Here is a 12,957-nt window from a genome sequence, read left to right as displayed (position 1 = left end):
GCCGTCACATGATCAGGATTTCTTTTCCGCGTCGGGGGCAACGACGCGGATATGCAGCTCGCGCAGCTGCTTCATCGTCACTTCGCTGGGCGCCTGCATCATCAGGTCCTGCGCCTGCTGGTTCATCGGAAACAGCACGATCTCGCGGATATTCGGCTCGTCGGCCAGCAGCATGACGATGCGGTCGATGCCCGGCGCGATGCCACCATGCGGCGGCGCGCCATACTTGAACGCATTCAGCATGCCGCCGAACTTGCCTTCCACGACCTCGGGGCCGTAACCGGCGATCTCGAAGGCCTTGTACATGATCTCGGGCTTGTGATTCCGGATCGCACCGGATGACAGTTCGACGCCGTTGCAGACGATGTCATACTGGAAGGCGTTGATGGTCAGCGGGTCCTGCGTGTTCAGCGCTTCGAGGCCGCCCTGCGGCATCGAGAAGGGATTGTGACTGAAATCGATCTTCTTCTCATCCTCGTTATACTCGAACATCGGGAAGTCAACGATCCAGCAGAATTTGAAGACGTTCTTCTCGCAGATGTCCAGCTCGTCGCCGATGCGGATGCGGGCCTGGCCGGCCAGTTTCGCGGCCGGCAGTTCCTTGTCGCAGGCGAAGAAGATCGCGTCGCCGTCCTTGACGTTGCCGAGCTGCTTCAGCAGCGCGACACGGTCGGCATCGAGGAACTTGGCGATGGGCCCCTTGGCTTCGCCGTTGTCGAAGATGATATAGCCCAGTCCGGCGGCGCCTTCCTGGCGCGCCCAGTCGTTCATCTTGTCGAAGAAGCTGCGCGGCCGGCCGGCCGCACCTGGCGCCGGAATGCCACGCACGACCGCACCGTTCTCGATATTGCGCACGAACACGCCGAAGCCGGAGCCGCGGAACACCTCGGTCACATCGGCCAGAAGGATCGGGTTGCGCAGGTCCGGCTTGTCGGAACCGTATTTCAGCATCGCTTCGCGATACGGGATGCGCGGGAAATCCACCGGGCCGCAGTCGCGGCCATTGGCGAATTCCTGGAACACGCCATGGATCACCGGACCGACGGCGTTGAACACGTCGTCCTGCTCGACGAAGCTCATTTCGACATCGAGCTGGTAGAATTCGCCCGGGCTGCGGTCCTTGCGGGCATCCTCGTCGCGGAAGCAGGGCGCGATCTGGAAATAGCGGTCGAAGCCCGACACCATGATCAGCTGCTTGAACTGCTGCGGCGCCTGCGGCAGGGCGTAGAAGCGGCCGGGATGCAGGCGGCTCGGCACCAGGAAGTCGCGCGCGCCTTCCGGCGACGACGCCGTCAGGATCGGGGTCTGGAATTCCATGAAGCCCTGATCGGTCATGCGGCGGCGGATCGAGGAGATCACCTTGCTGCGCAGGATGATGTTGTTGTGCAGCCGCTCGCGCCGCAGGTCGAGGAAGCGGTACTTCAGGCGGATGTCTTCCGGGTATTCCTGCTCGCCGAACACCGGCATCGGCAGGTCGGCCGCCTCGCCCAGCACCTCGATCTGCGAAACCACGACCTCGATGCCGCCGGTCGGCAGGTTCGGGTTCATGGTTTCGGCGGTGCGGGCCACCACCTTGCCGGTGACGCTGACCACGTATTCCGAGCGCAGGGCCTCCATGGCGGCAAAGGCCGGGGCGCCGGTTTCGGTGACGCACTGGGTGACGCCGTAATGGTCGCGCAGGTCAATGAACAGCAGGTTGCCGTGATCCCGCTTGCGGTGGACCCAGCCGGCCAGCTTGACCTCGCTGCCGACCTGTTCGGGACGCAGCTGACCACAGGTATGGGTGCGGTAACGGGACATGGCAACCTTCAGCAAGCTTGGGCGGGAATCCGCAGGAAAACCGTGAAAATAGAGGGGGAACAGGCCCTGTCGGGGCCTGAAAGTCAAGACCGATCCTAGGGTAAAATCCGCCGCCCTGCACCTGCCCGGCCATTGGGCAGACGGCCCGGCCATGCTATCAGCCCTGTCATGCATGCCGATCCGACCCCGATTGTCTCCACCGACGACCTGACCCGTTTCTGTGCCGGCCTCGCCACGGCCTCCTATGTGACCGTGGATACCGAGTTCATGCGGGAAACCACCTACTGGCCGAAGGTCTGCCTGATCCAGATCGCCGGCCCCGACGAGGCCCGGGTGATCGACCCGCTGGCCGACGGCCTGTCGCTGGAGCCGCTCTTCGCCCTGCTGCGCAACCGGTCGGTTCTGAAAGTGTTCCATGCCGCCCGGCAGGACCTGGAAATCTTCACCAAGCTGATGGGCGAAGTGCCGGCGCCGCTGTTCGATACCCAGGTCGCCGCCATGGTCTGCGGCTTCGGCGACCAGGTCTCCTACGAGCAGCTGGCCGCCAAGCTGGCCAATGCCCAGATCGACAAGTCGTCACGCTTCACCGACTGGGCACGCCGGCCGCTGACCGAAAAGCAGACCCGCTACGCCCTCTCCGACGTCACCCACCTGCGCAAGGCCTACGAGAAGCTGGCCGCCCGGCTGGAAAAGTCCGGACGGGCCAACTGGCTGGATGCGGAGATGGCGATCCTCGCCGATCCTGCCACTTACGATCTGCCGCCGGAGAATGCCTGGAAGCGGCTGAAGCCGCGCACCACCAAGCCGGAATACCTTGCCGTGCTGCAGGCCGCCGCCGCCTGGCGCGAGGTCGAGGCCCGCAACCGCGACATTCCCCGCCAGCGCATCCTGCGCGACGAATCGCTGATGGAAATCGCCGCCCATCCACCGAAAAGCCCGGACGACCTCGAACGCATGCGCGGCCTGTCGAAGGGCTTTGCCGAAGGCAAGATGGGCACCGGCCTGCTGACCGCCATCGCCGCCAAGCTGGCGGCACCGAGAGACAGCTGGCCGGCGGTCGAGCGCGAGCCCGAGCTGCCGCGCGGAATCGGGCCGCTGGTCGAGCTGCTGAAAGTGCTGCTGAAGATGAAATGCGACCAGCATGACGTGGCCCAGAAGCTGGTCGCCAGCTCGGCCGATCTCGACAAGATTGCCGCCGACGACAATGCCGATGTGCCGGCCATGCAGGGCTGGCGCCGCGAATTGTTCGGCAGCGACGCCCTGCGCCTGAAGCATGGGGAACTGGCACTGGCTGCCAATGGCAGCAAGATCAGGCTGGTCGAACTGAAAGGCTAGTCAGCCAGCGGCCTTCGCGGTCGCCAAACGGATACTCAGCCCGACCAGGATGATGCCACCGCACCAGCAGATCAGCCGCTGCACGCGCTTGCTGCCGCGCAGATGCATCATGGCCCGGTCGGCAAGCAGCACGGTAGCGAGGTCTGCCGAAGAAAAGGCCGCATTCACCACAATGCCGAGCAGCAAGAACTGCAGCCAGACAGGAAAGGCCGCCGCCGGGTCCACAAATTGCGGCAGGAAAGCGAGAAAGAAAATCGCTGCCTTGGGATTCAGGATTTCGACGACAATGCTGTCGAGAAAGGCGCGCCTAGGGCTGTTCGGAGCGAGCTGGGACGCGGCACTGTCCTGGTCACGATGTCGAAGCAGCGACACGCCGAGCCAGGCCAGGTAAAGCGCACCGCCGATTTTCACTGCCAGGTAAAGTGGCGGCACCAGTTCGAACAGTGCCGATAGGCCAAAGACCGCACCCAGCACATGCACATAGCCGCCGCAATGGATGCCGAACGCCGCCATCAGACCGCCACGCCGGCCGCGCGTCATGGTCTGCGCCGCGGCATAAAGCATAGCAGGGCCGGGCATATAAGCGAAAATCGCGGTGGCCGCAGCAAAGGCGAGCATCAGGTCGAGCGACGGCATCGCACCTCCAGATCAGTGGGCCTTGACGATCCGCACCTCGCCGGTGCGGTTCATCGCCTTGGCCAGGGCCTCGACGCGGCGCTGCACCGCCTCGCCATCCAGCACCGCATGCTGGGACGGGATTTCCAGCAGGATGCCGTTGCCGTTCGGCCGCAGCCGGCAATCGGCCAGGATGCCCGGCACACCGCCCGACAGCGTATGGGCCAGCCGGATCGCCAGCCCGATGCGCAGCGCATTGTCGATATGCGGCGCATCCAGCAGCTGCCAGGCAGCGGCGGCGGCCGGGTCGCTGGTGGTGCCGGCATAGCGGGCGAACATGGTCAGCGCCAGCAGCGCGCGTTCGGACTGGGTGATGGCACCGAACGGCGCATGCAGGATCAGGCCCAGCGACTGCTCGCCGCGATAATCGGGATGCACCCGCCACGAGACATCGAACAGGATGCAGGCAGCCAGCCGGATGCGCTGCAGCGCTGCATTATCCTCCCCGAACAGCGGCGCGATGAAGCTGTCGATCTCCTTGCCATGCTCGCCGAAGCGGCTTTCGCGCATCGCCATGTGGATGCAGCTGGCCAGCAGCGGGTCCTCGGCACGCTGCTTCTCGTCCAGCAGCGCATAGGCCAGGCCTTCGCGCAGGCCGTTGGCCGAGAAAACGACCTCTTTCGGGTCCAGTACCTTGAGCAGGCGCCGCAGCACCAGCGCCGCCAGCGGCAGCGAATCCTGGCGTCGCCGCGGCACCCCCTCGACGCGGGCCATCGCCTCGCGGCTCTGGCGGGCGATCAGCCGCGAGAAATCGACCGCCTCGGTACGGCCGAGCGTATACTGGTGGATGATATGCAGCGGACTGTGCTTCTGCGCCATATGCACCCGGGCGATGGCGCGCCACGAGCCTCCGACGGCATAGAGCGTCTTGCCCTTCCACTGCTTCAGCCAGCCGGCCTCGGCGATCTTCTCATCGACGAAGGCCTTCAGCACGCTGTAGGGACCGAGGCTGGCGATGCGCAGCGGCCCGAGCGGCAGGGTGATGCTGTCGCCCAGCTTGTGGCCGTCCAGCGCCACCAGTTCCAGACTGCCGCCGCCCAGATCACCCATCACGCCGCAGGCATCGGGGATGCCCGACAGCACGCCATAGGCGGAATACATCGCCTCTTCATTGCCGGTCAGGATGCGGACCGGCTCGCCGGTATCGCGCTCGACCTGGGCGACGAAGGCCGGGCCGTTGCTGGCATCGCGCACGGCGGCGGTGGCGACGATCTGCAGGCTGTGCACCTGCATCCGCCGCGCCAGCGTGACGAAACGGCGGATCGCCGCCAGGGCCAGCAGCGTTCCCTCGCTGTCCAGCGCGCCGGTCTCGCTGAGGCCGCGCCCGAGGCCGCACAGGACCTTTTCGTTGAACATCGCGGTCGGCAGCCGCAACGGCTCGTCGAAGACGACGAGGCGGACCGAATTGGACCCGATATCGATGACGCCGAATGGCAGTACCGACTGCGCGGGGACAGACTTCAGAACCGATTGCGCAACTGCCATCCGTGATCCGTTACTGTTTTCCGGCAGCGGCTTTCAGCTGCAGGCGTGGAATCGCCTCCGGCTTCTTGAGGGCCTTGCCGCGGCCGGACAGGCTGGGATTGGTCATGAAATAGGTATGGGCACTGAATGCCTCGGGTTCCGACGAGGCGCGGGAATAGAGGTCATCAGGCCCCAGATACCAGCTCTGCGCCTGGTCCTTCAGGTTGGCAACCATGATCTGGTCGAGGATCTGCTCGTGCACCGTAGGGTTCTCGATCGGGATCAGCACCTCGACGCGGCGGTCGAAATTGCGCGGCATCCAGTCGGCCGAGGAGATGAAAATCTTGGCGTCGGCCGAGGGCAGGCCCTTGCCGGCGCCGAAACAGACGATGCGCGAATGTTCGAGGAAGCGCCCGATCAGGCTGCGCACCCGGATATTCTCCGACAGGCCCTTCACGCCCGGCCGCAGGCAGCAGATGCCGCGCACGATCAGGTCGATCTGCACGCCGGCACGGCTGGCCTCGTAGAGCGCGTCGATCACCACCGGGTCGACGACACTGTTCATCTTCGCCCAGATCGCGGCCGGCCGGCCGGCCTCGGCATGGCGGATTTCCTCGCGGATCAGCTCCAGCAGCCGCGGCCGCAGGGTATAGGGCGAGATCGCCACCTTCTTCAGGTTTTCCGGCGGCGCGTAGCCAGTGAGGAAATTGAACAGGTAGGTGGCATCGTGGCAAAGGTCCGGATCGTCGGTGAAGAAGCTGAGATCGGTATAGACCCGCGCCGTATAGGGGTGATAGTTGCCGGTGCCGAAATGGGCATAGGTGTTGAGCAGGCCGCCTTCGCGACGCACCACCAGCGAAATCTTGGCATGGGTCTTCAGCTCGATGAAGCCATAGACCACCTGCACGCCGGCGCGCTCGAGATCGCGGGCCCAGCGGATATTCGCCGCCTCGTCGAAACGGGCCTTCAGCTCGACCAGGGCCGTCACCGACTTGCCGGCCTCCGCCGCCTCGATCAGGGCACGCACGATCGGGCTGTCGTCCGAAGTGCGGTACAGGGTCTGCTTGATCGCCACCACCTGGCTGTCGGCCGCCGCCTGGCGCAGGAACTGCACGACGACATCGAAGCTTTCGTACGGATGGTGGACGACGATGTCCTTGTGACGGATCGCCGCAAAGCAGTCGCCGCCGAAATCGCGGATACGTTCGGGAAAGCGCGGACTGAAGGGAGGGAATTTCAGCTCCGGCAGGTCGTCGACGATTAGCTTCTTGGTATCGGCCAGGCCGAGGATGCCATCGACAACGATCACCGCCTGCGGACTGACCTCGAGTTCCTCGCAGACGAACTTGCGCAGGTCGTCCGGCATCTCGGCATTGATCTTGAGGCGGATCACGCTGCCACGGCGACGGCGCTTCAGTGCCGTCTCGAACAGGCGGACCAGATCCTCGGCCTCTTCCTCGATCTCGATGTCGCTGTCGCGGGTGACGCGGAACTGCCCCTTGCCGAGAATCTCGTAGCCCGGGAACAGCTTGCCGATGAACAGGCCGACCAGCTTTTCCAGCGACAGGAACCGGATCCCCTCGCCCGGCAGGCGCACGAAGCGCTCGACCTGGCCGGGCAGCGGCAGCAGTGCATTCAGGCTGCGACCGTCACGGATCCGTCGCATTTGCATCACCATCGCGAAACCCAGATTGGGGATAAACGGGAAGGGATGCGCGGGATCGATGGCCAGCGGTGTCAGCACCGGAAACACCTGCTCGAGGAAATAATCCTCGAGCCAGCGGATGTCGTCGGGCTTCAGCTCGTTCCGCTCCAGCACGAAAATCCCGGCTTCCGCCAGTTCCGTGCAGAGCGATTTCCAGCAGGCCTGCTGGCGGATCATCAGGTCGCTGGCCGCCTCGTTGATGCGGGCCAGCTGCTGCGCCGGGGTCAGGCCGTCCTGGCTGACTTCCTCGATGCCGGCCTTGACCTGGCCATGCAGGCCGGCGACGCGGACCATGAAGAATTCGTCGAGATTGTTGGCCGAAATCGACAGGAAGCGCAGCCGCTCCAGCAGCGGGTAGCGGGTGTTGTTGGCCTCTTCCATGACCCGCAGATTGAAGGCCAGCCACGACAATTCGCGGTTGATGTACCGCTCACGCGGGCTCAGCTCGCCGGCCGGCCGGGCCGGAACCGCCGCCGTATCTGCCGTCTGGAGATTTTCCGCAATCTGCTGCATATCCATGCCTCTGCCGTTACCGGCGGCCGGTACCCGGCGCGGGACCCTCTGTTCCTGCACCGGCCGGCGCCTTCGGGTATAGGTCTAACGATGCTTTGTGTCAAAGCGGCGACACCGGGCCGGAACGCCGGCCATGCTCCGGAAAAAGAAGGATAACCCGATGCTGCGTCTCTGGCTTCTGCGTCACGCCAAATCGGCCTGGGACGACCCCGGCCTGGACGATTTCGCCCGGCCGCTCAGCCCGCGCGGCAAGAAGGCCTGCCGCCGGCTGGGCCGCCACATGGCCGAACGCGGCATCCGGCCCGACCTCGTGCTCTGTTCGCCCGCCGCCCGCACCCGGCAGACCTGGGAACGGCTGGAAAAGCGCGTCGCCGCCCCGTCCGGCGACGGCGGTGACGGCCCCAAGGTGCGCTTCGAGCCGGCCCTGTATCTGGCCGAGCCGCCGGCCCTGTTCGCCCTGGTCCGCGCCGCCCCGAAACGCTGCCGCGAGCTGATGGTGATCGGCCACAATCCCGGCCTCGAGGATCTCGCCCGCGACCTCGCCGGCAGCAGCAGCGGCGACGCGCTGGAGCGGATGGGCGCCAAATTCCCGACCGCGGCACTGGCCGAGATCGCCTTTCCGGCCATGACCTGGGGCGAAATCACTGCGGGCTCCGGCTTTCTGGCCAGTTTTGTCGTCCCGGCCCAGCTCGACGACTGATTTTCCGGATCTTTTGCCCGCCACCGGCGCGACTTTCGGAGCCAGTTGCGAGCCAATTGCAGCCCATTCCCGCCAATTGGCGCCCATTCCATGCCAATGCGGTCCAATGGGATGCCAGTTCCATCCCATCGGCAGCCGGTTACAGCCGGTGCAAACCAGGCCCGGCCGGAAAACCCGGCCGCCGGCCGCACCCGATGAATAAAGAACATATAGGGATCATCAGGTCGGTTTCAAGGCCCATCGTAATTCATGATTCCGATCACACATATCTGATTAATCGTCTTGCTCGAATTCGCTGGCCGACGCAGTATTGCGATCAATTCGCAACTGAGGGCCCCGCCCATGTCCGCACTCATCACCGCCATCGCCGCCCGCGGCGATACCGGCCGCAGCCCCGCCCTGCAGGCCTATCTGCGCCGGCTGGTCGGACCCGGCCTGCTGGTCGCGGTCGGCTATATCGATCCCGGCAACTGGGCCACCGACATTGCCGGCGGCACCGGCTACGGCTATGCCCTGCTGACCGTGGTGGTGGTGGCCAGCCTGCTGGCGATGGCGATCCAGAGCCTGGTGGTGCGCATCACGGTCGCCACCGGCGAGGACCTTGCCACCCTGACCGGCCGCCTGCTGCCCCGGCCGCTGGCCCTGCTGTCCTGGGCCGCCGGCGAGGCCGCCATCCTTGCCACGGCGCTGGCGGAACTGGTCGGCGGCGCCATCGCCCTGCGCCTGCTGGCCGGCCTGCCGCTGGAAACCGGCCTGGTGGTGACGGCGGCCGCCACGCTGGCGGTGCTGACCCTGTCGAAGCACCGTGCCGGCCTGCAGGAAAGGCTGGTCAGCCTGCTGCTGGGCCTCGTCGCGCTGTCCTTCGTCGCCCTGCTGGTGGCGGCACGGCCGGATGCCGGCGCCATGGCGCGCGACATCGCCGGCGCGGGTCAGGTGCTGGCCGGCGACACCGGTGCGCTGCTGATCGGCCTGGGCATCCTGGGCGCCACCATCATGCCACATAACCTGTATCTGCATTCCGGCCTACTGGCCGAACGCCTGCGGGACCTGCCTGCCGATCTGCGCCGCAGCGGCGAACGCCAGGCCCTGCGCACCGCCACCGGCGACACCGTGCTGTCGCTGGGCCTCGCCATGCTGGTGAATGCGGCGATCCTGATCGTTGCCGCCGCCTCGCTGACCGGCGGCGATTTCACGGTGACCAGCCTCGACGAGGCCCATGCCGCGATGCAGGTGGTGCTGGGTGGCGTGATGGCCACCCTGTTCGCCGTGGCCCTCTATGCGGCCGGCCAGTCTTCGGCGATCACCGGCGTGCTGGCCGGCCGCATGCTGACCCGCGGATTCCGCGGCCGCGAGAGCCGCGGCTGGCTGCGCGGCATCGTCACCCGCGTCATTGCCGTGGCCATCGGCTTCGCGCTGCTGACCCGCGGCGGCGGCCACAGCCCCGACGACCTGCTGGTGCTCAGCCAGGTGGTGCTCTCGCTGGCCCTGCCCTTCGCGCTGGCGCCGCTGGTGCTGATCGCCGCCCGCCGCGACCTGATGGGCCGGCTGGCGCTGGGCCGTGCCAGCATTGCGGCGGCAGCGGCGGTCACCGCGCTGATCATCGGGCTGGACCTCTGGCTGCTGGCCGACGCCCTGCTGTAACGGCGGCGGCTTCGGTGTAGGATGGCGCGACAACCGGGCAACGGGATGGATGCATGGCCGACGTGATCAACCTGAACAAGGCGCGCAAGACGCGGGACAGGCAGGATGCGAAGGCCCAGGCCGCAGCCAACCGGGCCAAGTTCGGGCAGGACAGGGCCGCGAAGGATGCCGCCCGCCGGGAAGACCGGCGCGCCGCCCGCGATCTCGACGGCAAGAAGATCGAAGACTAGCCGTCCGCTTCGAGCAGCCGGCGGGCCAGAACCACGGTCACTGCCCGCCCCTCGGCCAGCGCCGCCGCATCCAGTGCCGCCACCCAGTGCCGCGCGGCGTGGAACGACCGCTCGATGCGCGGCACCAGATAGCGGATCACCTCCTCGCCGACGGCCAGCTGGCGGTCGGCGAACAGTTTGACCAGCACCGCGCCGAGCAGCGCATCGTCCGGCTCGGCAATGCCGACGGCCTGCATCGCCTTCAGCCGCGACATCAGGTCGGGCAGCGTATAGGGCCATTGTGCCGGCGGACGGCTGCCGGTCAGCAGCAGGCCGTGGCCGCGTTCGCGCATCAGGTTGACCAGGTGGAACAGGGCGACCGGATCGGCACTGCCGTCGGCATCGTCGAGGCAGAGCGGCTGGCGCGCCAGCGCATCGACCGTATCGGCCCGCAGGTCGGCCGGGGCGATGATGCGGCCGCCGGCAGCCGCGGCCCAGACATGGGCCAGATGGGTCTTGCCGCAGCCCGGCGCGCCATGCAGCACCAGCGTATGCTGCGGCCAGTCCGGCCAGCGGTCGAGCCAGCCCAGCGCCGCCTCGTTGCCGGGCGCGACAAGGAAGTCCTCGCGCAACCAGGAAACCGGCAGCGCGAGGCCGAGGCTGAGCTGGGCCCTGGTCATGGCTGTGCGGGTGGCCTGCCGCCGTGGAACAGATGGCTGTCGCGGTAGCGCTGCAGCGTGTAGCGGGTCAGCACGCCGATCACCGCCGCCACCGGCACCGCCAGCAACATGCCGAGGAAACCGAACAGCGCGCCGCCGGCGAACAGGCCGAACATGATCCAGACCGGGTGCAGGCCGACACGGTCGCCGACCAGCTTGGGCGTGATGAAGTTGCCTTCGAGGAACTGGCCGAGCGCGAAGATGCCCGCCACCACGGCGATCCAGATCCAGTCGGGCCAGAACTGTGCCAGCGCCACGCCGATCGAGACCAGGAAACCGAGCCCGGTGCCGACATAGGGAATGAAGGAGATGGCGCCGGCGCTCAGGCCGATGAACAGGCCGAACTGCAGGCCGGCCAGTGACAGGCCGATGGCATAGAAGCCGCCGAGGATCAGGCAGACCAGCATCTGGCCGCGCACGAAGCCGGCCAGCACCTGGTCGATCTTGCGCACTTGCTCGCGGATGGTCTCGGCATGGTCGAGCGGCAGGAAGGCGTCGATGCGGGCGACCATGCGATCCCAGTCGCGCAGCAGGTAGAAGCTGACCACCGGGGTCACCACCAGCAGCGACAGCAGGTTGAAGATCGCGGCACCGCCACCCAGCAGGCCGGCGATCAGGCCGTCCAGCACCTTCATCGCCTGGCCGGAGCCACTGCCGATGGCCTGCTTGACGTCGCCGTTCAGGTCGATGCCGAGCCGGCCGATGATCCCCTGCAGATAGGGCAGCACGGTTTCGCGGAAGGCGGCGGCATAGCGCGGCAGATGGGCGATGAAATTATCGAGCTGGTGCTGGACCACCGGCACCAGCACCAGCACCAGCGCGATGGCGGCGGCGAAGAACAGCGCGATGATCAGCAGCGTGGCCAGGGTGCGCGACAGGCCGCGCGCCTCCAGCCGGTCCGCCACCGGGTCCAGCAGATAGGCAATCGCCATCGCCGCCACGAAGGGCAGCAGGATGCCGCGCAGCAGCACCAGCATCAGGATGAAAACGGTGAGGATGACGCCCCAGGCGATCCATTGCTGGCGGGCGGTCACGGCTTGCGCTCCCGCAGGATCCAGTAGCCGTCGCGCTGTTCCAGCACCACGTCGCGCTGCGCCAGCGCCACCGCCAGCTGGCCGGTCTCGCCGTAATAGTCGAGCACCACCTGGGCGTCGCGGTGCGACAGGCGCTGCACGTCGACCCGGCGGATCACCGGCATGGCGCCCAGCGTGGCGCGCAGCCTGGTCCATTCCGCCAGACCGCCAAACACCACGGCGGCAGACAGCTGGCCCTGCTTTTCGAGGTCGAAAACCGTGCTGCGCTTCCAGCGCGCCTCGATGCGCCGCGCGATTTCGATGGCGCCGCCGGTCAGCGCCTCTTCCATCGTGCCGCCGACCGACTGGTAGGTCTGCAGGCGGTCGAGGAAATCGGCGCTGCCGACATGGAAGGGATAGATCTCGACCAGCACGTTGCCCGGCTCCTGCCGCTGCAGCGTCGCCGAAACGACGATCACGTCGTCGAAGCCGCGGCGGCGCGCGAAGGCGGCCAGTTCCTCGGCACTGCCGAGCAGACGGTCGAGCGGCGGGGCATCGGCGCCGTCGACGGCGGCCGGCGCGATGGCCAGCGGCACCAGGCCATCGGCTTCCGGCCGGCGGATCCAGGCCTCGCGCCAGGGATTGTCGGCCTCCCACAGCCGGTTGCCGTCCGGCGCTTGCCAGACCGGCACCACCAGGATCTGCCGGCTGCGGGTCTCGGAATAGGCCAGCCGGTTTTCCTGCAGCAGCTGGCGCACGGCATCCGGGCGGAACTGCACGGTGATCTTCGCGATGTAGCGGGTGGCGGAGGTGCGCTCCTCGCCGATCTCGAAACCGGTGATGATGGCGTTCAGCAGCGCCTCGCTCGGACGCGGCAGGCGCCCGGCATCCTCCGGCAGGGTCAGGCGGCGCAGCAGCAGGATGAAGGCGCGGCGCTGGCCCTCGGCGATGGCCAGCGGGCGGGCGGCGGCGGCGCTGTCGGCACTGGCATCCACCGGCACACCGGCGACGGTGAAGGGATCGGCCGGCCGCGCCGCAGCCGGGGCGGCCATCTGGGCGGGCGCCGGATTCTGCGCCGGTCCCGGCCCGGCCGTCTGGCCATGGACCGGCCATAGCGGCAGGATTGCCAGAAGCGAGGCAAAAAGGATGGAAATACATACCCTTGGCGGGCGGGCCTGGAGCA

General features: G+C 67.1%; 11 protein-coding genes. 4 read left to right on the top strand and 7 right to left on the bottom strand.

Annotated elements, in window-relative coordinates:
- Positions 1-12 precede the first annotated feature (12 nt).
- Positions 13-1,800 (bottom strand): aspartate--tRNA ligase, encoded by a 1,788-nt coding sequence (gene aspS / locus ACEQZY_RS05020; protein ID WP_370152745.1) that lies wholly within the window; start codon positions 1,798-1,800, stop codon positions 13-15.
- Between the two features lie 168 nt (positions 1,801-1,968).
- Here aspS and rnd point away from each other — a divergent pair, with 168 nt between their 5' ends.
- Positions 1,969-3,135 carry a ribonuclease D gene (gene rnd / locus ACEQZY_RS05015; RefSeq protein WP_370152743.1) on the top strand — a complete coding sequence of 389 codons (1,167 nt, stop codon included), beginning with the start codon at positions 1,969-1,971 and terminating at the stop codon, positions 3,133-3,135.
- Here the strand turns inward: rnd and ACEQZY_RS05010 are convergent, their stop codons facing one another.
- From ACEQZY_RS05010 to ACEQZY_RS05000, 3 genes are read right to left on the bottom strand one after another with little or no spacing between them, the layout of a single operon-like run.
- Positions 3,136-3,771 carry a LysE family translocator gene (locus tag ACEQZY_RS05010; protein WP_370152741.1) on the bottom strand — a complete coding sequence of 212 codons (636 nt, stop codon included), beginning with the start codon at positions 3,769-3,771 and terminating at the stop codon, positions 3,136-3,138.
- A 12-nt stretch (positions 3,772-3,783) separates the two neighbouring features.
- Positions 3,784-5,295, bottom strand: coding sequence for a Ppx/GppA family phosphatase (locus ACEQZY_RS05005; protein ID WP_341704277.1), 1,512 nt, complete (start codon positions 5,293-5,295; stop codon positions 3,784-3,786).
- Positions 5,296-5,305: 10 nt separating this feature from the next.
- Entirely contained in the window at positions 5,306-7,492 is a 2,187-nt protein-coding gene (locus ACEQZY_RS05000) for an RNA degradosome polyphosphate kinase (RefSeq protein ID WP_370152739.1), read from the bottom strand.
- Positions 7,493-7,652: 160 nt separating this feature from the next.
- Here ACEQZY_RS05000 and ACEQZY_RS04995 point away from each other — a divergent pair, with 160 nt between their 5' ends.
- The 3 genes from ACEQZY_RS04995 to ACEQZY_RS04985 all read left to right on the top strand — a co-directional run bounded on the left by ACEQZY_RS04995 (position 7,653) and on the right by ACEQZY_RS04985 (position 10,063).
- A complete protein-coding gene (locus ACEQZY_RS04995; protein WP_341704275.1) occupies positions 7,653-8,192 on the top strand; it encodes a histidine phosphatase family protein in 540 nt (179 codons plus the stop codon).
- A gap of 342 nt (positions 8,193-8,534) precedes the next feature.
- Entirely contained in the window at positions 8,535-9,833 is a 1,299-nt protein-coding gene (locus ACEQZY_RS04990) for an Nramp family divalent metal transporter (protein ID WP_341704274.1), read from the top strand.
- Between the two features lie 53 nt (positions 9,834-9,886).
- Positions 9,887-10,063 carry a DUF4169 family protein gene (locus ACEQZY_RS04985; protein WP_341704273.1) on the top strand — a complete coding sequence of 59 codons (177 nt, stop codon included), beginning with the start codon at positions 9,887-9,889 and terminating at the stop codon, positions 10,061-10,063.
- Here the strand turns inward: ACEQZY_RS04985 and ACEQZY_RS04980 are convergent.
- From ACEQZY_RS04980 to ACEQZY_RS04970, 3 genes are read right to left on the bottom strand one after another with little or no spacing between them, the layout of a single operon-like run.
- Positions 10,060-10,722: a DnaA ATPase domain-containing protein gene (locus ACEQZY_RS04980; RefSeq protein ID WP_370152736.1), complete on the bottom strand. Its 663-nt coding sequence runs from the start codon at positions 10,720-10,722 to the stop codon at positions 10,060-10,062. The two genes, ACEQZY_RS04985 and ACEQZY_RS04980, sit on opposite strands and share 4 nt — an antisense overlap.
- Positions 10,719-11,795 carry an AI-2E family transporter gene (locus tag ACEQZY_RS04975; RefSeq protein WP_370152734.1) on the bottom strand — a complete coding sequence of 359 codons (1,077 nt, stop codon included), beginning with the start codon at positions 11,793-11,795 and terminating at the stop codon, positions 10,719-10,721. Before ACEQZY_RS04975 ends, ACEQZY_RS04980 begins: the two co-directional genes overlap by 4 nt.
- Positions 11,792-12,826, bottom strand: a complete 1,035-nt coding sequence (locus ACEQZY_RS04970) for a DUF2066 domain-containing protein (protein ID WP_370152732.1) — start codon at positions 12,824-12,826, stop codon at positions 11,792-11,794. Before ACEQZY_RS04970 ends, ACEQZY_RS04975 begins: the two co-directional genes overlap by 4 nt.
- Positions 12,827-12,957 lie beyond the last annotated feature (131 nt).

The sequence above is a fragment of the Ferrovibrio sp. genome (genome assembly GCF_964218355.1).
Taxonomy (GTDB): Bacteria; Pseudomonadota; Alphaproteobacteria; order Ferrovibrionales; family Ferrovibrionaceae; genus Ferrovibrio.
Note: the sequence above shows the minus strand (reverse complement) of the source record. Positions and strands in the feature narration are given on the sequence as shown.